This window comes from Photobacterium rosenbergii (assembly GCF_003026455.1).
In the GTDB taxonomy this organism is placed as follows: domain Bacteria; phylum Pseudomonadota; class Gammaproteobacteria; order Enterobacterales; family Vibrionaceae; genus Photobacterium; species Photobacterium rosenbergii.
In genome coordinates this window covers 39,066-60,028 of the sequence record NZ_PYMB01000002.1, presented here as the reverse complement: position 1 = coordinate 60,028, position 20,963 = coordinate 39,066, and the positions used below count along the sequence as shown (strand labels likewise).

Here is a 20,963-nt window from a genome sequence, read left to right as displayed (position 1 = left end):
ATGAAAGCACAGTCTATTCTCTCTCTTCCATTACCGTCCAAACCAGGTGACAGCCGATTTATCGGTAATGTGTCTGGTGCTGCGCTGGCCCTTTCCGTCGCAGAACTGGCCCAAGATCATCAGGGGCCGATACTTGCTGTGGTGCCTGACACCCAAACAGCATTACGCCTTCAACCGGAAGTTAGCCAGTTTACTGCACAAGAAGTTAGCGTGTTCCCTGACTGGGAAACCTTGCCTTACGATAACTTCTCACCGCACCAAGATATTATTTCAGACAGACTGACTCGCTTATACTCCCTACCGCAGCAGGCTAACGGGGTGGTGTTGGTGCCTATCAGCACCCTACTACAACGTTTGACCCCACGGGCCTTCATCCACCAGCATGCGCTGATGGTGCGAAACGGCGACAAGCTATCACTGGATAAACTGCGCTTGCAGCTTGAAGCCTCGGGCTACCGCCATGTCGATCAGGTTATCGAACATGGTGAATACGCCAGCCGTGGTTCACTGATTGACTTGTTCCCGATGGGCAGCAACCAGCCTTACCGCATTGACTTCTTTGATGATGAAGTCGATTCAATCCGCCAGTTTGACCCAGAGAACCAGCGCTCTACCGGTGAAATCGAGCAAATCCGATTACTGCCTGCACACGAATTCCCGACCGATGAAATTGCCATCGAAAACTTCCGCATGCGCTGGCGCGAGCGCTTCGAGGCACGTCGCGAGCCGGAATCAATCTACCAGCAAGTCAGCAAAAAGACCTGGCCTGCGGGTATCGAATATTGGCAACCACTATTTTTTGAGCAGACCGAAACCCTATTCGATTACCTGCCAGATAACAGCCTGCTCATCACTATCGGTACACTAGAGCCTGCCGTTGACCAATTCCTAACGGATGCCGAATACCGCTTCGACCAACGCCGGGTCGACCCTTTGCGACCTCTGCTTGAGCCCAAGGAGCTGTGGCTGACCAAAGATGAAATGTTCAGCTATTTCAAAACATTGCCACAGGTACGCATTCGCCATGACAGCGAACCTGAAAAAGCGGGCCGCTATAACCTACCGGTACAGCCGATCCCTGAGCTAACCATCAATCACCAGCTCAAAGAGCCACTGGCCGAGCTTCGCCGCTACTCGGAAAGCTACCCGGGTAAGATTATCTTTTCAGTCGCCTCTGAAGGCCGGCGCGAAGCCCTGCTTGACCTGCTAGGCCGGATAAAACTCCGCCCTGTTGTAGCCCCGACGCTTACAGAGGCCTTGTCTGCCCCGGGCAAGTTCAGCTTGGTGATTGGTGCAGCAGAGCAAGGCTTTGTCTTGGAGCAGCCTGAAGTTGCCCTGATCTGTGAGAGCGACCTTCTCGGTGAGCGCGTGGTCCAGCGCCGTCGTCGCGACGAGAAGAAATCCGTCAATGCCGACACGATTATCCGCAACCTAGCAGAGCTTAAAGTCGGTCAGCCGGTTGTCCATATCGACCATGGCATCGGTCGCTATCAAGGGCTACAAACCCTAGAAGCCGGCGGGATGAAAACTGAATACGTCACCTTGGAATACCAAGGCGGTGCCAAACTCTATGTCCCGGTTGCCTCACTGCACCTTATAAGCCGCTACTCCGGTGGTGCTGAAGATAGCGCCCCTATCCACAAGCTAGGTGGCGAAACATGGGCCAAAGCCCGCAAGAAAGCGGCAGAGAAAGTCCGTGATGTCGCTGCCGAGTTGCTTGATGTCTATGCCAAGCGCGAGATGAAGCCTGGCCACAAGTTCAACCTTGACCGTGAAGCCTACGCTGATTTCTGTACCGGTTTCCCGTTCGAGGAAACCCACGACCAAGCGCTGGCTATCAACGCAGTACTGTCAGATATGTGCCAGCCTAAAGCCATGGATCGTTTGGTCTGTGGTGATGTAGGCTTCGGCAAAACAGAAGTGGCGATGCGAGCGGCCTTTGTCGCCGTCGACAACAACAAGCAGGTTACGGTTTTGGTACCGACCACCTTGTTGGCCCAACAGCACTTTGAAAACTTCCGTGACCGCTTTGCCAATACACCGGTACGGGTTGAAGTATTGTCACGCTTCAAAACCGTCAAGGAGCAGAAACAGATCTTAGCCGATATGGCCGAGGGCAAAATCGATATCCTGATCGGCACCCATAAGCTGCTCAATGCCTCGGTGGATTACCACGATTTGGGCCTACTGATTGTTGATGAAGAACACCGTTTCGGGGTTCGCCAGAAAGAGAAACTCAAGGCGATCCGTGCCGATGTCGATATCCTAACCCTGACCGCAACCCCAATTCCTCGTACCCTGAATATGGCGATGAGTGGGATGCGAGATCTATCGATTATTGCGACGCCTCCAGCACGTCGTCTGGCTATCAAGACCTTTGTCCGCGAATCGGACGATGCCCTGGTTAGGGAAGCGGTATTGCGTGAGGTCATGCGTGGTGGCCAGGTGTACTTCCTGCACAATGATGTCGACTCCATAGAGAAAACTGCCGAGGATTTGGCCAAGCTTATCCCGGAAGCACGTATCACCTTTGCCCATGGCCAGATGCGTGAACGTGAACTCGAAAAGATCATGAGTGACTTCTACCACCAGCGATTCAACCTGCTGGTGTGTACCACCATCATCGAAACCGGTATCGACGTACCAACCGCCAACACCATAGTGATCAACCGTGCCGACCACCTTGGTTTGGCGCAGCTTCACCAGCTTCGTGGCCGCGTCGGCCGTTCACACCACCAAGCGTACGCCTATCTGCTTACACCGCATCCTAAGCGCATGACCAAAGATGCGGTCAAGCGACTCGAAGCCATTTCTTCACTGGAAGACTTGGGCGCAGGCTTTACCCTTGCTACCCATGATCTTGAAATCCGTGGTGCAGGTGAACTGCTTGGTGATGAACAAAGCGGCCAGATCCAATCGGTTGGCTTCACCCTTTACATGGAAATGCTTGAGCAGGCTGTCGAAGCCCTCAAAGAAGGTAAAGAGCCTTCCCTCGATGATCTACTACGCCAGCAAACTGAGGTTGAACTGCGCCTCCCAGCCTTGCTGCCTGAAGACTTCATTCCAGATATCAATACCCGACTGTCTTTGTACAAGCGCATAGCGAGTGCCAACGATGAAAAAGCGTTGGATGAACTCAAAGTTGAGCTCATCGACCGCTTTGGCTTGCTACCGGACCCAACCAGTAACCTCTTGGTGCTTAACAAGATCAAGCTCAAAGCTGCAGGCATTGGCGTGCGCAAGATTGAAGCTGGTGAGAAAGGTGGCTTTATCGAGTTTAACCCGAATGCCAATATTGACCCTGGATTGCTGGTTGGCCTGCTGCAATCACAGCCACAGCATTTCCGGATGGAAGGCCCGACCAAGCTGAAAGTCATGGCGCCGATGAGTGACAGAAAAGACAGAATAAAGTATGTTGACGGTCTTCTAACAAAGTTGGCTGAAAACGCTCTATAATAGATAGCACTTAAGTGCGGAGTATTATCTTGAAAAATCTCATTTATTTGCTGCTGTTCGCCATTAGCTGGCCGAGCCTTGCAGCCCGACAGTTTGATATCGAAGTGATCCTGTTCAAGCGCAACATTGCGCCTGAGCAAGTCAGTGAGTCTTGGCCTGATAGCCAAAAGCCTATCAACCTCAAAGGCGCTATCGACTTTGGTGATACTGCTCGCCTACAGGCTAGGGGGATACGCAAAATGCCGTCCTCACAGTTTCAGCTCAACTCACAGTACAACAAGCTCAAGCAACACGCCGGCTTTACTCCACTGGCACACTTTGGCTGGCGCCAAGGTGATTTGAGCCGTGCTGCTGCGCCACGTATTCACTTTACGGCAGGTGACGACTTCTCCGCCCAGTTTTTACCTGATGGCAGCCTGAAATCTGCCCAGTCGAGTGAGCCTATTGATGAGTCATTCAATGATGGCTTCGCCGAAGAGTCCCTCACGGACAGTGACAACATTGAGCAAGAAGCGCAGTCCCTGCGCGAGCTAGACGGTACATTACGTGTATATGTCCAGCACTTCCTGTTCACCGAAGCCAACTTTGCGCTTCGGGAGCCTAGCCGCCGTGAAGTGATTATTGGTGCTGAGCCACTTGACCCGATGGAAGGCTCAATCGAGCCGGAAGGTAATGTTCAGATCGGCCACCTGCAAGAAGTGAAGAAGCAAGTCAAAGTGGAAGAATTCCTTAAGGCTTACCAATTCGAGCAGCAGCGTAAGATGCGTAGTGGTGAAACCCACTACCTTGATCACCCGCTAATGGGTATGGTGATCCAAATTCGCCGTATCGACGGTTAAAACCGCCAACGAGCAAGTACTGATTGAAAAAGGGCTGCAAACGCAGCCCTTTTCACATTTTCAGCCACAATCCAAACAACGCCTGCGACAATTCCGCCTTACCCGTTTATGCTAACAATAGATACTGACGGAGACTGTGGACAGGATGAAAACAGACTACCAACTTACCAGCGAGCGCTTATTGCTTCGCCCCTACAAAAATGCCGACCTGTTGGATTTGCTCGAGGCTATTCACCACTCCCAGCAAAGCCTTACCCCTTGGCTACCTTGGTGCCACGCCCAGTATAGCCAACACGATGCCCATGAGTGGATTTATGCCAGTCAACAGAATTGGGCTTACGACATCAGTTATGAGTTTGCTATCTTCGAACGCAGTACGGAGACGTTTATTGGTAGCACCTCCCTGAGCAATTTATCCGAGCTGACAAACTCAGCTGAAATGGGTTACTGGATCCGCTCCAGCGCCCAGCGGCAAGGCTATGCCAAGGAAGCATGCCAAGCTATCGCCCAGTTTGCCTTCGAGACTGTCGGCCTGACACGGATCGAAATTGTGACCCATACCGGCAACCTTGCTAGTCAACGTACAGCCCTCGCTACCAAAGCCCATTTCGAGTGCACAGCCCGAAACCGCATCATCACCCAGGACGGTCCGGTCGATGGTTTACTGTTCTCGCTCATCCCCAGTGATATTACCTCTTCTCCCCCACCTTTCACCCAGCAATAAGCTCTGCTACTATCAGCCAATGAATCAACACGATATGAGGAACTTACGTGTTTAAAATTATTCTGGGTATCGCCCTTGTTGCGCTTATCATCTTCTTTATGCAGCGCTCCCAAGGCAACAAGCAAGCTGCCGCTGAAAATATCGAGGCCGGTGCAACCTTCCTGGCAGAGAACAAGGACAAAGAGGGAGTGCAAACCACCGCATCTGGCCTACAGTACTTGGTACTGCAAGAAGGTACAGGCACGGTACACCCGAAAGCGAGCGACAAAGTCACCGTCCACTACCACGGTACGCTACTAGACGGCACGGTATTCGACAGCTCAGTTGAACGCGGCGAGACTATCCAATTTGGCCTGAACCAGGTAATCAAAGGTTGGACAGAAGGTGTACAGCTGATGGTTGAGGGCGAGAAGACACGCTTCTTTGTCCCGGCTGAACTGGCCTACGGCAACAGAGCCATTGGCTCGATCCCACCGGGCTCGGTGCTGATCTTTGATGTTGAGCTGTTTAAAATCAATTAAAGCAGCAAAACCTTCCTGTTACTTTGCATGACCGGAAAGTTATCCTGCGCCTCTGCGAAGGGAAACCTTCGCAGGGTGTGGGTATTTTGCAGGCTATGCCGCCCCCTTGTTGTAAAACTCAAACAGTGCCTGCTCTGCAGCAAAGTTCCATGTATTACCTTTACCAAGGGCTTTTGCCACTTCTGGCAACTTGATGGCCAATTCATCAAGCCCGAGCAACGGCAGCTCTTCTAGTTGGGGGAAGATCAAAATTTTACCCGGGTAGCGGGCATCAATCATGGCTTGAATCCCTTCCTTGGCTACGTTCATCCCACCAATAGCAGCTACACAAACGGCTGGGGCAATATTCCCTGATAAAGCGTTATTCATCACGACAGTCTGATCTTCGATGGTCAAACCCGAGGTACCCGTATATTGGGCATTGCTCAAATAGACAGAGCTAAAATCAAGTGGTGCCAGCGTCCCATTGGGCACCCCGGCAAATAACACCAGCATACCGTCGTCTTTCATAAATGTTGCCGCTTCAGCCATGATACCTGCGTTGGGAACACAAACGACCACATCATCGGCCCCTTGGTTTTGGCTTTTTGTACGAACAAACTCAGGCAAGCTGATATCACTCGCGGTAGGGTTATACGTAAACAGCTTGCAGTTATTGGCTTCAGTCAGGCTCGCAAAACGGGTCTCTATTTCGGCCAAACGCTGGTCATTGATATCTGTCACAATAACCTCGCGAGGGCCACCTTTTAATTCTATGGCACGCTGGACATGCATCTGCCCCATCGGGCCCCCCGCCCCAACGAACACAGCTAATCCACCTTCACGTAAATCGCAACGATTTCGGGCCTCTCCATAAGAGCTCGCAATATCACTTCCGCTATTCCCGATAAAAGCCACATAGTCATAATGTAAGCGACCGACATCAGCATCGACCAATCCATCTACAGGCTGGTCACCAACCATATTCATCGTTCCTCGGCGAGCTACATATTTGGCAATACTCGTCAGAGCCTGCGCCGAACCTGGCGACAGTACGACGATATCATCAAACCCTGCACCACCCGTTAGCTCATCGACGGCAGCAGGCAAACGCTCGAAGCTAATATCATTTCGGATAAGGACTTTGCTAGCTTGCTGTTCGACGAGAGTACGTAAGGAATCAGGTACATGGGTCAAAATAACCGTTTCAGGTGATTCCAATCCGGCAGAAAACTGGTATTCGCGCAGATCGCCCGGTTGCCCCACTATCCACATGACTCCCCCCGGCAAGGGCTCTAGCCGGCGGCGTTGGGTATAGGATGCCCACACGCACCCCCAAGGCTCAAGCAAGGCCGACTCACCAAATGCCAGCTTATCGGAAACTTTTAGCAGACAAGCTCCGGCATCTGTGTGCAACATCTCTGGGCCAATTAAGTGAAATTGAGTCAAGCCGCCGGGAATGGTATAGCCATATGCCGTACTCTTGCCGTTCTGGTAAATATCAGGTTGTACCGCGTAGCGCTCACCGCTTGAAAACTGGCCTTGTAAGTTTTTGCCAACCTTCATAATGGTAATAGTAGCTTCGTGCCCCAATCGGGTTGGCTCCTTTTGCAGGTCACGATTGTATAACTTAGGGTGTTTACCCCCCTGATTAATCAACTTAACATCAGAAAAACATAACCCGACAGCATCAACCCTAATAAGTAGCTGATCATCAGAGGGGGCAAGAACTGGAAATGACTCAGGCTGATTATCTTTTCCGATGCTCTCCAACCCAGCACCATACATATTCCAAGTCATTGTGGTGGCAGGAACAGGTTGATCCGGCTGTTGGTAAGATTTATTTCGACTAGTCATGTTATTACCCAATCAATAATATATGGTTAATATCGGCACTCATTTATGATGTAAGTCGCTAGCCCCCTATTTACGAACAGCTAGAATATCAAGCACATCCTGCACTGATTGAGTATTTGCCAAGCGTTCAATATTATCTGACTCATCCAGCGCATTGGTAATTGCTGTGATCACTGGGATATGTTCATCGTTTTGTGCCGCGATGCCAATCACTAGGCGCGCGATATCATCTTCATCGTCACCAAAGAGTATCCCCTCCGGATACTGACAAACGACAATACCGGTTTTGAGTACCTGATCTTTAGCCTCAACCGTGCCATGGGGTATGGCAATCGACTCCCCGAGGTAAGTGGATATCTGCTTCTCGCGCTCCAGCATGGCATCAACGTATCCAGGCTCCACATAGCCTGCGGCTATTAGCTTATTGCCAACAAAGCGAATCGCTTCTTCTTTATCAGCGGCACTCAGGCCAAGAAAAATATCACTGGCAACGAGGCAAAACACAGGCTTTTCTTCAGCGTTATCAGCTTGGCCGCTATTTATTGGTGCCACTGCCGTATCAATATTCTGAGCGGCCTTGTCAGCGACAATCTTGTCAACCAACTTGGCGTAAAGGCCAGCATCTAAAAAGTTTTCTATTGAAATATGATGCGCTTTGGCGGCATGTTGGCGGGCGCGGTCCGTCAAGTCTTGGTGAGTGACCACGATATCAACATCTTCCGGCAAACTATTAATGGCGCAATTGGTTACCGAAATATCAAGCCCGGCGGCTTCCACTTTCTTAAGCAACATACTCGCCCCCATGGCACTTGACCCCATCCCGGCATCACAAGCCACAATAATTTTGGATACCCCGGCCATATCCATATCAGCGGCTTGCGTATCAGGCACCCTATGGCCTTTTGCCTCAGTTTTCATGTCATGCATACGGGCACTGGCTTCTTCCAGCGCGGTATCGCCTTCATCTTCATCCGGCAGGCGCTGAGTTTTCATTAAGATGCTGGCAACGAGAAATGAAACGCCCATAGACGCAAGTATTGAGGCTATCACACCAAGGAAAGAGGCTTTGGGTGTCATCACCATCACAGCAAAAATTGAACCGGGCGAAGCCGGCGAGACCAACCCGGCATGAAACACTGTCAAGGTAAAGACACCGGTCATGCCCCCTGCGATAACCGCCAGAATAAGGCGCGGGTTCATCAACACATATGGGAAATATATTTCGTGTATCCCCCCGAAGAAATGGATAATAGATGCACCCGCAGCCGACCGCTTGGCAGCTCCACGGCCAAAGACCATATATGCAAGCAACAACCCCATCCCGGGACCTGGGTTTGCCTCAATCAAGAAAAAAATCGACTGACCAACTTCACTGGCCTGTTGAATCCCAAGTGGTGAGAATATCCCATGGTTAATCGCATTGTTCAGGAACAGGACTTTCGCTGGCTCAACAAAAATAGAGGTCAGTGGAAGCAGGCCGGCATTAACCAAGGCGTTGACCCCGGCAGCTAATGCGGTCGAAAGGGCTTTGACAAACGGGCCAATCATTAAATAGGCCAAGATTGCACATAGCATCCCGATAATACCGGCAGAAAAGTTGTTCACCAGCATTTCAAAGCCACTTTTGATCTTACCGTGCACTGCTTTATCAAAATGCTTGATAGCCCAACCGCCTAGCGGGCCTACAATCATCGCCCCCATAAACATAGGGATATCGGTCCCGACAATCACCCCCATGGTTGTAACGGCACCAACTACCCCACCACGTTCACCGGCGACTAGCTTACCGCCGGTGTAGCCGATCAGTAGCGGCAAAAGGTAGGTGATCATTGGCCCTACCAACTTGGCCAACGTTTCATTGGGTAACCAACCCGTAGGAATGAAAAGTGCGGTAATAAAGCCCCAAGCGATGAACGCGCCGATATTGGGCATTACCATGTTAGAAAGGAATCGGCCAAAGTTTTGTACTTTGATTTTTGCTTCTGGAGATATCATTAACAGTCCCCATTTCATTGACGTTCAGAGTTGTAGGTGTTTTCTGAAAGCTGTTAAGCCCTTGATGGAAGGACTATCTCGTATACGGTCAGGGAGAAGCACAACACACTAAATATAGCACCACCTCAACACCTAGTAGCTTCTGAGCAATAACAGTTAATCCGCCAGGGCAAGACTAGCGCTGCTATCAAATGCTAATAAATAGATTACTTTTCGACAGGCACAAAAAAACCGCCAGAACTGGCGGTTTTCAATTTAGTTGCTAGTAAGCTATCGCTAACAGGATTAACAACGGCGCACGTCCGAGTGGGTTGCCGTTGCATTCTCATGGTAAATATCTGCCAAGTAGGTCGCCAAATCGGCTTCCTCAAGCTCTGGTGGGATCACCACATCATAGACACGGGCACGCATTGCGGTATCTGACTCTTTGAACAGTAACCAAAAGCCGTCTTTTCGTTGTACGGACATCTTGGTACCAAACACATCAAACAGCAGGAACATCATTGCTCTCCTTTATTGGCCCGTATCCCAACGCTGCTTAGTGAAGCTTCAAGTTAGGGCGTAGTACTCGGTTAATTCGGCCAACCAGCATCATCAGGCTGGTTTTCACCACACCGTGCAACGCGATCTGGTGCATACGGTATAGAGAAATGTATACCACGCGGGCAATACGGCCTTCAACCATCATCGAGCCTTTGGTCAAGTTACCCATCAAGCTACCTACCGTTGAGAAGCGGCTTAGAGAAACTAGCGAACCATGATCACTGTAGACGTATGGTTTCTGCTCGCGGTCCGTAATTTTAGCAACGATGTTTGAGAAACAGCGGCTTGCCATCTGGTGTGCAGCTTGGGCACGCGGTGGGACAAAGCTACCGTCTTCCTGAGCACAAGATGCCAAATCACCAATCACATAGATATCATCATCGCGTGTGGTTTGCAGCGTCGGCTTAACAACCAGCTGGTTGATACGGTTAGTTTCAAGACCTGCAATGTCCTTGATGAAATCTGGTGCCTTGATACCTGCAGCCCATACCATGATCTGCGCCGGGATATGGTCGCCATCTTTAGTTGTCAGGCCAGTTTCGTCGGCTTTGGTAACCATAGTTGCGGTACGAACATTCACACCCAGTTTGGTCAACTCGCTGTGGGCAGCAGAAGAGATACGCGGAGGCAGCGCAGGGAGAATTCGCTCGCCGGCTTCAACCAGGTTCACGTTCAAGCGAGAGCTATCTAAGTCGCCAAAACCGTAGTTCTGCAGCTCTTTAACCGCATTGTGCAGCTCAGCAGATAGTTCAACACCAGTTGCACCAGCACCGACAATCGCAATATCAACCGTTTTCTGTTCTTTGTTGGCGTGAAGCTTCAAGAACTGGTTGTTCATTTGGGTACGGAAACGGTGCGCCTGCTCAGGACTGTCTAGGAAGATACAGTTTTCACGCACACCCGGAGTGTTGAAGTCATTCGAAGTAGAGCCGATGGCCATAACCAGAATGTCATATTCCAGCTCGCGCTCAGGCATCAACAGCTCATCTTTCTTGTCGTAAAGTGGCGCGAGGGTGATCACCTTACGCTCACGATCGATATCTTTGAGGCTGCCCATCTGGAAGTCAAAAGAATGGTTCTTGGCATGGGCACGGTAGCTAAGTGCATCTACCCCCGCGTCCATCGAACCTGTTGCTACTTCATGCAGCAAAGGTTTCCATAGGTGGCTTCCCTTACGGTCAACCAAGGTGACCTTGGCACGTCCCTTACGCCCAAGAGTCCGGCCTAGCTTCGTTGCAAGCTCCAGACCGCCAGCACCACCGCCAACAACAATAATTCGAGTCATCACGACACTCCTTCCACAAATTTATAATTTTAAAATTCGAAATCTAATCTGGCCCGAGTTAGCTCCAGCCAACATAATTCTTTACTTTCAATGATTTAAATATGAATACTGAGGGATGCTTACAACATCTTCTTCATTTAATTAACTAAACTTTTTTTGATTTATCTCAAAAAAAGTTAAGATTTGCATTATAAGCCAATATTATTTCAAGGCAAGAAATAATTGATTAGGATCAAAACCTAAAACCATGTTCGGTGTGTTGTTATCCAAAATGGCAAAAAAACAACTCAACCTTTATGGGTTTATCAAGATATCGCGGAGGAAGGATGGGCGTATTGCATCGAGCAGACGGACATATGCCGTCTGCTTGAAATTGGATATAGACGTATCAGGAGTTTTCTTTGAATGCTTTTATCGTCTGCAGGTGCTGAGAGATTTTTTTGAATTTGTGGGTTTCTTTTTCGTCCCAGATAATCTGGTAAAAGTCACCTAGAACCTCTTTGGTGTGGCTGTTATCCAGAATTTCATCTTGGGTAGAAAGAATACACAGGCAATTGCCTTCATTTTTCTTACGAAAATCATTCACACACTTAGTGGAGATGTCGGAGTATTCTTCAGGACGGTCAATCCGGCCTTCCATATTGCGCTCTGGGTACAGATTAGGGTTGAAAATCACCTGCTTCATACCACACAAGAAGCCAATCCGTTCGGACCAGTATCCACCAAGCCCCACTCCACAGATCAGTGGTTGTTCATCAGCAGACTCTTCCTTCAGCTTATGCACTTCTTTCAAAAGATGCTGCATATCATGCTTAGGGTGTAGGGTACTGTAATTCACAAAACGCACATCAGGATCAATGAACTGAAGCTGCAATACTTTTTCATGATTGCCCGGGCTTGTTGAGTCAAAGCCATGCAGATAAATAATCATTTTTATTCCCTATTGTGATTATCAGTAAAATCAATCTAACACGTTTTGTAGGGTTTGTTGACATTACTTTCACAAGAGGTGAGACAGTCATCTAGTTATTGATTAATCAGTAGTGCTACATCCTTGCGTAGGTTGACCAACTTGCGGTTCAAGTAGGCTTTTTGCTGTGGCGACATCGAGTGGTTAAGCCGACGCATGAGTTCAAAACGCCGGTTGAGGTAAAACCGGATTTCTGATTGGTACTGGGGACTGTTTAAGGCAACCATATCACGCATCAATTGGGTAAATTGTCCTTTGAATGCTGGTTGTTTTCGGCTTTTCATCAACTGCTGCCAACGTTCAAAATAGCCATTGCGCAGAGAACGGAAAATCGGCGACATCTCCAACTGGTATCCGGCAAGTTCTGTCAGCATCTCCTCTTGCCTGCTGGTCAGAGAGCCAACCCAGTCCCGGGTGAAATCCTGCAACCGCTCCGAGCGCTTGGCCAGTTGCTGTGGTTTGCTCAGCTTGTCCCTTTCGCGGTCAAAGTCAGCAAACCGCTGGCGCAGGCTCCCCTCGAACTGGACAACCTGAGAATCATTCAAGCTGGCGAACATATCGGCCATAGGATCAGCAAGAATAGCAGCCGAGTCTTGCCCCAAGCGGGTAAACACGTTGTAGTATTCCTGCATCTGACCAAATGTCATCGGGTCAAGGAGGTCACCCTGAAGTCGGTCGATAGCCCTGTGGATTTTGGGGAGTTCTTGCCGGCGATGGAGAGAATGTGCGCGGTCGACGCCTTGGTCAAAGCTGGATTCTTGCGATGAATTGAGGGAAACATAAGAAGAAAGGCGATAGTTCAGCCAGACATCTAAGTTGTTGTAAGCCAACCGGGTCGTACACCCCCCAACCAAGACGACTGCCAAAGTCACACCAGCCCACTTTGGAAGCAACTTACTCATCACTACCCCCTCACCACACTCAACGATTAGGTTCCATCTTCCAATTTACGTACCTGTTCGACACAAGGGATCATTGTAACTGCCTCCCCTAGATGCGGCGCAGCCGAGGTTATGCCAAACATGAAAACGATATAAGTATAAAGACCCAACTCATTTGCATTTCGCACAAACTAGAGGGCGTTACTAATTGTAGTTGAGAAGATTTGAAAAGGTATTACTAATCAGAGAATTGCAGATCATTCCACAGCAGTGCTTTCAACGACTCCGCCTCACGGAGGTAGTCTTCATCAAGCCTTTCACCGCAGGCAAATTGATTGGCTCCAACATAGAACCATAACATGGCAAGGTAATCACACCAGGGATGCCAATATTCAACCGCAGAATGCCACCTACTTTGGGCAACCACATCGTGTACTCCAACCTGTTGGCAATATATATCGACAGCTTCTGATGCTTCCAGCTGATTGGCAGCAACCGTCAATGCCAAGTCCAATGAGGGATCGCCCGCGGCAGCATATTCCCAATCGATCACTGTATGCCGATCATCAGGTGCAACAATTATGTTGTACCAGCCCAAATCATGGTGACAACACGTCTCTTCGAACCACTTTTTCACTGGCTGAGCTTGGAAGAAAGCATGGATACGTTCAAGCTGGGGATCACCCGTGGCATCACCCATATACCGCCAGTAATGCGCACCACGTTGTTGAGGGTTGAGACGCCAAGAGGGTAAAGGTTGTTGGTGGATGGCCACTTGCAAGGACATCAAAGTCGTTAGGGAAAACTCTATGCTAGCAGTTTGCCCTGCTACCCAATCAACCAACAGTCCCTCATTGAAAAGGGCAAAGGGTTTTGGCGCAAGAGTAAAGCATGGTGTTTTGAGGGTGCTCTGCAACACTTGATATTCATGTTGCCTAGAGACTCCGAAGGCTTGCGAGGAAAATGAATGCGGACGCCATACCAGCGTATGGCGCTCGCCTGTTGCCTTGTGTGTAAGCACCACCTTCCAGCAGCGGTTGCTAAGACCGCCGCTGAGAGGTTCGGCACTGACTAAATGATAATCCGGTAGCCTGAACGAAAATAAATCGTGTAACGTCTCAGTACTCATTCACCAAATCGTCTTTAGTTGCTTGCTTTAAGGGCACTTACCAGCCTAGAAGGCTCTTTGATTCCTGCTTGCGAATTTCAGTTTCATCAGCCCATTCGATAAGACCTGTTTTCAGATCCATCAAACGCATGGTCATTTTGTAGTAGACATCTTTGTCACTGCCTGCTGATTTCACGATGCTCGACAGATTGCCGTAAAGCATGTACTCGGCACCAACCATTTGGCCAAATTGAATTGCGGTGCTCTGGTTAACCAGCTCATCGTCGTTTTGGAAGTTCAGCTGTTTGCGGACATCTTCAACGCGCGTCATATCGACGAAGCGGAATTTACCTGAATTTAGCAACTTAGTGCTAACCGAATCCGTTATGGACTCAGTATCGATGTGCTCACTGGTTTTGTTCTTGATGCTGTCGACCATAATGATAGGACGTTGGCCATTGCCGGTAATGTAAGCTACCGAGCCTGATGTCAGCATGCTGTCTGTCATCTCTCCGGCAATCTTTTGCAAATCTGTTGAGCCGAACTCAATCGTTGTTGTCTCTGCCTGCTGGGCATCGCCGTAACTTACCTTCTGGGCACAACCGCCCATCAATGCTGCTACACCCATTAATGCGATTACGCTTTTTTTCATCGTCTTACCTTTATCTGTCAAACAGCACCGCTACAGTGCCAATCCCAAAATTAATAATCTGCTTTGCGGATATAAATCCGGTATTGGGTTGCCTGAGGGCTTCTGGCAACCGCTTGTAATGTCATTGTATCTTTGCCGTGGAGCACAACTTGGCGCCAAGGGCTATCACTGCCACTCACTTCAAGGCCCTGCGCGTCGTACCAATAAAAGCGGTATTGCAGGTTGAGATCGGAATCAATCTGGCTGGTCACTGGGACACCTGCCTTCAGGAGACCATTAACCACAGAGACATTGGCTTGCTCTATAGATAGGCGGTTAGCGAGATTCGGGTTGCCAATCACCACACTCTGGTTACTACTCTCAATACTGATCCCCGACGTCGTCGTTGAACAAGCTGCCAAGCCCAAGATCATTCCCAATACAAGTAATATTCTCATCAGTTATTCCCCAATAACACTGACCAACCGGTCAGTTGATTTCCCTGACGTGACACCCAAACCATTGTTGTTCTGCCTGCTTTTACGTCTACGTCTATCTGATGGCCATTCCAAGCCAAATCATACTGCCCTGCTGCGACATCTTGCTGGGCAATCGCCACTGATGCTGGCAAGCTTTGCCAGCTTCGAGTATCTGGTTGTTCGGTGAGGGTATTGAAAATATTCGTCAACACATTACCAATATCATCACCTTTACTAGCTGCCGTCTTACGTACTTCGTTTTTCGCTACCACCCGTAGGGCCTGTCGTAGCACAATAACCGGCAGGTCTTCTTGCAAGCTGTAACGGGCCATACCATTAACATTGGCAACCTGGCTGTCTACCATCGGCTTGCCATTGAGCTGCAAGGGCGAATACATTTTGTTGGGTGGGTTCGGGTAGTACGGTAATGCAAGGTTGTAGATCACCCCATCCCCCCGGCTATCCATCAACCAGATAGGCAAGCGCCAACCATCCCTCGCTGACACGACACCTTGCTCGTCAAAGACAATCACCCGGCCAGTATTTGCAGAAGGAGCTCGGTATTTACCGTAGCGGGCTTCGAGAGTAGGCAAGTCGTTGTCCATTCTCATCCGCGTTGCCAAACGCAACACGGTTTCGGCCACAAATGGATTGTTTGGTGCGACAGCCAAGGCCCGCTTATAGTCAATATAAGCACTGTTCAGGTCGCCATCAGCTTCATACAGCACACCGGATAAAAAGAACAAATAGCCGTTCTGGATGTTGCCCAGCTCGCTGCCCACATCAGGGTAACGCGCCAACACTGCACCGAGATTTTGATCCATTCCTTTGCGGCGTGCTTCTTTCGCCGCTTTGTTTAATTCCGCTTCTCGCTGCCGCTTAGCAGCTTCTTGCACTTGGTTGGCTCGGCGTACTTCGACCAAAGCCCCTTCAAGGTTACTTTGCTGAAGGTAGTTAAGTGCCAAGTACAAGTGTAAAAAGCCCAGTTCATAATCGGCAGGACGGTAGGTGATCATATTGTCATTGGTCAGCAGAGCACCCGCTTGGTTAAACCCTTCGGAGATCTGGATGCTGGCCTGACGCTGCTGCTCCTTGACCGCACTGTCAGCTGACTGCAGTGCACCAAAACTTTGTGGATACTGACCAGCCACAAAGCCTACCCGGCCTTTTTCCATCCCGTCGAGAATTTCGCCAGCAGGCGCATCAGGCAATACGTCCAATGCTTGCTGGTACAAGCCCTGCTGCATTGCCTGATGGGTCTTGCTGTTTGCCGCACTATAATGACTAAATAAGCTCTGGGTCGACAAATTCGCACAAGCGACCAACCCCAGAGACAACACCGCTACGACGGCATGTTTTAACATCTTTACGCTAACCCTAATCACTACCAAAAAGATAAAAACAAGAAACACCATCCCCATCTATTTGGTATACAAAACCTGAATACCTAGCACCAACAGCAATGATGCTAAAAATACATGCCATCAGACTTTATCTTGGGAATTAAGTTCACTATTGAACAGCCCTACTCATTAAATTGGCCCTCATGGTAGAGGGCCCAATCAGCTCGAGCCGTATTTTTTAGCCCAAGAGCTTGTTAGCCCACAAGCATTGGCCCTAGAGGACGGCCACCCAGTAAGTGCATATGAATGTGGTACACTTCTTGGCCACCGTGTGGGTTACAGTTCATGATCAAGCGGTAACCGTCTTCAGCCACCCCTTCTTGCTCTGCCAATTTGCGAGCAACCGTGAACAAACGCCCCATCATCAACTCGTCTTCTGCTTCTACATCGTTGACGGTCGGCAGCAATTTATTCGGGATGATCAAAATATGGCTTGGCGCACGCGGATTAATGTCGCGAAAAGCCGTTACCAAGTCGTCCTGATAAAGAATATCAGCAGGGATTTCCTTACGAATAATCTTACTGAAAATGGTTTCTTCAGCCATGTCTTGCTCCATTTATCGTTATCAAATCTACACTTGCAGTATGCTCGACAACGTTGATAAGAGCAATATTGAACATTGTTTTTAATCTTATTTCCAGTCTTTTTTCTTTCCAAGTGATTTCTTTATGAAATATTGCTCCTCGTTATCAGAGCTATAACTCTAGTGGGTTCATTATTTTGCGGGATAACAAAGTTATTTTTTGATGCAGCGGTCAAAGAATGTATGAAGCCAAATCATTTACTATTTGGCACGATACTCAATAGCCATAACAAGGATTTATTGTTGTGGCGAGTCAATAGTGACGCAATTTTGTTCGCTTTTTTTGCTTCTAAAATTTGAGGCGTCACATTTTGTACGAAGACAAAAACCATAATTCTAACTTCGTATTACATTGCCATAAGTAAGTTCTGCTGTCGCTTACTTGTATTGTTTAGGGATATTATGAAGACAACGAAACAGACCTCAGTCATACGACGTATGTACTCCGGTATCGCCGTAATGGTAATACTCTTTGTTGCCACACTGGTTATGATGCTAGATGGCACCAACCGGATCCATCAACAACTCCAAATTGTCACCAACCAATCTTTACCTTTGGTATCACTGTCAAACCAAGTCAGCGTCAGGTTATTGGCTGCCGATAAAATCTACAAAGATTTCCTCACCAGCCAAAATCTAGAGAGGATGGATACCTACGAAGAAAACTTTGGCCAGGCGCACCAACAATTTCTCCGCGCTTTCGAGCAACTGGTGAGTGCCTCGCAAAACAACATAGCCTTGAGCGGTCAGCTCGAGGCCTTGATAGCCCTGGAAAACCGCTACTTCCAGGAAGCCCGCACAGCAATGGACAACTACCGCACCCAACTGGTAGCCCAGGCCGATCGCCAACAATCAGCACGGCGCTTCCAGCAACTGCACAGCAGCCTGAGTAGTCGCATGAAGGACTATGTGGATGATCACGAAAGTATCTCGGTAAAAATGATTGCTAAGAATTACTTCGTCAAGCTGCAAGAAACTGAGGTTGTCACTTCCGATGCCCTCGCTACCGAGAACATCACTGTCATTGATGAGGCAATCAAAAGCAACCGCCGCAATATCAGCCATCTAAACAACGCGTACCGCTCTCTATTGGCTATCATGCCGGAACTAAAGCCCATTTTCGATAAGTCAATTGAGCAGTACACCATTGATATTGGCCAGTCCGGCGGCGTACTGGATGCCCACTTCCAATATATCGAGGCACGCAACCGCCTCTATGACAACATTGCCATCTTGGCCAACGAGATAGATCAGGCCATGGATCTACTCGGTAGCTTCAGTGCCCAGGCCAATACCCAGATGCAAACCGCAATCAACAATGCCGACAGCACCTACAGCCAAGGGTATCGCAATGCTACGATCCTCGGCGTTGGTACCACCCTTTTTGCCCTGTTCATCGGTTGGTACATTGCCCAAAGTGTTCGTAAACCGTTGAAAGCCACCTTGGTTACTCTGGAAGCCTTAGCAAAGGGTGACATGACAAAACGTAGCCAAGTTAACCAGTTTGTGGAATTCAGCAAACTTGGCAACTACATCAATACCTTAGCTGATAACCTGCAGGAAATCCTCGGCAGGCTTAGCCAAGCTTCCAGCGACCTCACCGCTGTTGCAGAAGAGAACCAGACAACGACAACAGAAGCGAAGAACCGTCTGCATGAGCAACGGCAGCAAACCGCTTCCGTCGCTACCGCCATGACGGAAATGGAGCAGTCGGTTACCGATGTTTCCCACAGTGCCCAAAACACCATGGAACGCGTGCATGACGTTGAAAAGGCCTCAACCACAGGCCGCGAGGTAATGAGCCGCAACATCAACACTGCCCACCAGCTCTCTACCCGGTTAGATAAATCTGTCCATGCGGTGTCTGATTTGCAACAAATGAGCAGCAATATCGGCTCAATCTTGGACGTGATCAGGAATATCGCCGACCAGACCAACCTACTGGCACTGAATGCTGCCATTGAGGCTGCCCGTGCCGGCGACCAAGGCCGTGGCTTTGCCGTTGTGGCCGATGAGGTAAGGGTGCTCGCCCAGCGAACCACGGACTCTACAGCCGAGATAGAACAGATGATCCAGCGCCTGCAGTCAAGTTCCGGCCTAGCGGTTGAAGTAATGCAAAGTTGCGTCAGCGAAATGGATAACAGCATTAGCCAAGCCTCAGACGCCAACAGCGCAATGGAAGAGATTCAGGCGACTATCCTCGAAATCAGCCAAATGAGTGCCCAAATAGCACAAGCGGCACAAGAGCAGCGTAGCACTACCGGTTCCATCGCCCGCTCGCTGGAAGATATCAGCCACATTGCCGACTCGAACTACCGCTCTATGGAAGAAGTCGCCGAAGCCAGCAGCAAGCTCGATCAACTTGCCCACCAGCAAAACGATTTGGTGCACCGCTTCAAGCTATAGTCGAGAAAGTGATTTCACCCCTTCCCCAAAGCCAGTTTTGATAGCTGGCTTTTTTGCCATATGGGAGTATAGAAATATTGCAAACCACCGTTTTATCGCCCAAACAAGCAATCGTTTGCTCCAATCTGCATCAATAAATTCAATAGTTTGAACATGCCGCTTTACAAGCACCGATTGAGGTTTTAGAATCGGTCGATTTTTTTTGGGAGGGAAGCAACAATGACGACTATTACGATTACACGTCCTGATGACTGGCACTTGCACTTGCGAGATGGCGAAGTGCTCAATGACACTGTTCGCGATACCAGCCGCTACATGGGTCGAGCCATCATCATGCCAAACTTGGTCCCGCCGGTAACCGATACTGAAGCAGCCCTTGCTTACCGTGACCGTATCCTTGCCGAAAAGCCTCAAGGCAATTTCTCTCCTCTAATGACGCTTTACCTCACCGACAACACCACTCCTGACGAAATCCGCAAAGCTAAAGCGACTGGCCATATCTATGCCGCCAAGCTATACCCAGCCGGTGCGACCACCAACTCAGATTCAGGTGTCACTTCAATCGACAAACTGATCCCAACGCTGGAAGCGATGCAGGAAGAAGGCATGCTGCTGCTGATCCATGGTGAGGTAACGACTCACGAAGTCGATATCTTCGACCGTGAAAAACAGTTCCTTGATACAGTACTTGGCCCTATCGTTGAGAAGATGCCAAACCTGAAAATCGTGGTTGAGCACATCACGACCAAAGATGCGGTAGAGTTTGTTAACAACGCAGGCCCTAATGTCGCGGCAACCATCACGGCCCACCACCTGATGTTCAACCGTAACCACATGCTAGTAGGCGGTATCCGCCCACACTTCTACTGCCTGCCTATTCTTAAGCGCAATACTCACCAGGCAGCACTGGTTGCAGCAGCAACAAGCGGTAGCCCTAAGTTCTTCCTAGGCACTGACTCTGCCCCTCACGCGCAAGGCCGCAAAGAATCTGCTTGTGGTTGTGCTGGTTCTTACACTGCACACGCAGCCATCGAGCTTTACGCTGAAGTGTTCGAACAAGCAGGTGCACTGGACAAACTTGAAGCTTTTGCAAGCTTCAATGGCCCAGACTTCTACGGTTTGCCACGCAACGCAGATACCATCACCCTGACCAAAGAAAACTGGGCAGTACCAGAGACTATGGCCTTCGGTAACGATGTTGTTGTGCCAATCCGTGCTGGTGAAGAGATGACCTGGAAAGTAACAGCTTAAAACCTGTCACAGTATCTCGATACAAATATAAAGGGGCGCATATTGCGCCCC

At 49.4% G+C, this 20,963-nt stretch carries 17 protein-coding genes; 6 read left to right on the top strand and 11 right to left on the bottom strand.

The window, feature by feature from the left end; translation table 11 throughout:
* From mfd to C9J01_RS07255, 4 genes are all read left to right on the top strand, one after another.
* The gene (mfd, locus tag C9J01_RS07270) at positions 1 to 3,456 is read left to right on the top strand and encodes a transcription-repair coupling factor (protein WP_107297491.1); all 3,456 of its coding nucleotides are present in this window, start codon (positions 1 to 3) and stop codon (positions 3,454 to 3,456) included.
* A gap of 29 nt (positions 3,457 to 3,485) precedes the next feature.
* Positions 3,486 to 4,295, top strand: coding sequence for a peptidoglycan binding protein CsiV (locus C9J01_RS07265; protein ID WP_107297490.1), 810 nt, complete (start codon positions 3,486 to 3,488; stop codon positions 4,293 to 4,295).
* A 145-nt stretch (positions 4,296 to 4,440) separates the two neighbouring features.
* On the top strand, positions 4,441 to 5,019 hold the full coding sequence (locus C9J01_RS07260; RefSeq protein ID WP_107297489.1) for a GNAT family N-acetyltransferase: 579 nt from the start codon (positions 4,441 to 4,443) through the stop codon (positions 5,017 to 5,019).
* A gap of 47 nt (positions 5,020 to 5,066) precedes the next feature.
* Entirely contained in the window at positions 5,067 to 5,540 is a 474-nt protein-coding gene (locus C9J01_RS07255) for a BamJ family beta-barrel-assembly machinery protein (protein WP_107297488.1), read from the top strand.
* Positions 5,541 to 5,633: 93 nt separating this feature from the next.
* Here the strand turns inward: C9J01_RS07255 and C9J01_RS07250 are convergent, their stop codons facing one another.
* From C9J01_RS07250 to hinT, 11 genes are all read right to left on the bottom strand, one after another.
* Positions 5,634 to 7,376 (bottom strand): alcohol dehydrogenase catalytic domain-containing protein, encoded by a 1,743-nt coding sequence (locus C9J01_RS07250; RefSeq protein WP_107297487.1) that lies wholly within the window; start codon positions 7,374 to 7,376, stop codon positions 5,634 to 5,636.
* A 66-nt stretch (positions 7,377 to 7,442) separates the two neighbouring features.
* The gene (locus tag C9J01_RS07245; protein WP_107297486.1) at positions 7,443 to 9,371 is read right to left on the bottom strand and encodes a PTS mannitol transporter subunit IICBA; all 1,929 of its coding nucleotides are present in this window, start codon (positions 9,369 to 9,371) and stop codon (positions 7,443 to 7,445) included.
* Between the two features lie 285 nt (positions 9,372 to 9,656).
* On the bottom strand, positions 9,657 to 9,875 hold the full coding sequence (locus tag C9J01_RS07240; protein WP_419686461.1) for a DUF7661 family protein: 219 nt from the start codon (positions 9,873 to 9,875) through the stop codon (positions 9,657 to 9,659).
* A gap of 34 nt (positions 9,876 to 9,909) precedes the next feature.
* Entirely contained in the window at positions 9,910 to 11,199 is a 1,290-nt protein-coding gene (locus tag C9J01_RS07235) for an NAD(P)/FAD-dependent oxidoreductase (RefSeq protein ID WP_107297484.1), read from the bottom strand.
* 388 nt (positions 11,200 to 11,587) lie between these two features.
* Positions 11,588 to 12,130 carry an alpha/beta hydrolase YcfP gene (ycfP, locus tag C9J01_RS07230; protein WP_107297483.1) on the bottom strand — a complete coding sequence of 181 codons (543 nt, stop codon included), beginning with the start codon at positions 12,128 to 12,130 and terminating at the stop codon, positions 11,588 to 11,590.
* Positions 12,131 to 12,225: 95 nt separating this feature from the next.
* Positions 12,226 to 13,071, bottom strand: coding sequence for a DUF6279 family lipoprotein (locus tag C9J01_RS07225; RefSeq protein ID WP_107297482.1), 846 nt, complete (start codon positions 13,069 to 13,071; stop codon positions 12,226 to 12,228).
* A 217-nt stretch (positions 13,072 to 13,288) separates the two neighbouring features.
* A complete protein-coding gene (locus tag C9J01_RS07220) occupies positions 13,289 to 14,179 on the bottom strand; it encodes a phosphotransferase (protein WP_107297481.1) in 891 nt (296 codons plus the stop codon).
* Between the two features lie 37 nt (positions 14,180 to 14,216).
* Entirely contained in the window at positions 14,217 to 14,810 is a 594-nt protein-coding gene (gene lpoB / locus C9J01_RS07215) for a penicillin-binding protein activator LpoB (RefSeq protein WP_107297480.1), read from the bottom strand.
* Between the two features lie 50 nt (positions 14,811 to 14,860).
* On the bottom strand, positions 14,861 to 15,247 hold the full coding sequence (locus tag C9J01_RS07210) for a YcfL family putative periplasmic lipoprotein (RefSeq protein ID WP_107297479.1): 387 nt from the start codon (positions 15,245 to 15,247) through the stop codon (positions 14,861 to 14,863).
* Positions 15,247 to 16,632 (bottom strand): COG3014 family protein, encoded by a 1,386-nt coding sequence (locus C9J01_RS07205; protein WP_107297936.1) that lies wholly within the window; start codon positions 16,630 to 16,632, stop codon positions 15,247 to 15,249. The genes C9J01_RS07210 and C9J01_RS07205 overlap by 1 nt, the downstream gene beginning before the upstream one ends.
* Positions 16,633 to 16,865: 233 nt before the next feature.
* Positions 16,866 to 17,216: a purine nucleoside phosphoramidase gene (gene hinT, locus C9J01_RS07200; RefSeq protein ID WP_107297478.1), complete on the bottom strand. Its 351-nt coding sequence runs from the start codon at positions 17,214 to 17,216 to the stop codon at positions 16,866 to 16,868.
* 441 nt (positions 17,217 to 17,657) lie between these two features.
* On the opposite strand from hinT, the gene C9J01_RS07195 reads away from it, so the two are divergent.
* Both C9J01_RS07195 and pyrC read left to right on the top strand, forming a co-directional pair.
* Positions 17,658 to 19,661, top strand: coding sequence for a methyl-accepting chemotaxis protein (locus C9J01_RS07195; protein ID WP_170114886.1), 2,004 nt, complete (start codon positions 17,658 to 17,660; stop codon positions 19,659 to 19,661).
* A 219-nt stretch (positions 19,662 to 19,880) separates the two neighbouring features.
* Entirely contained in the window at positions 19,881 to 20,912 is a 1,032-nt protein-coding gene (gene pyrC / locus C9J01_RS07190; protein WP_107297476.1) for a dihydroorotase, read from the top strand.
* Positions 20,913 to 20,963 lie beyond the last annotated feature (51 nt).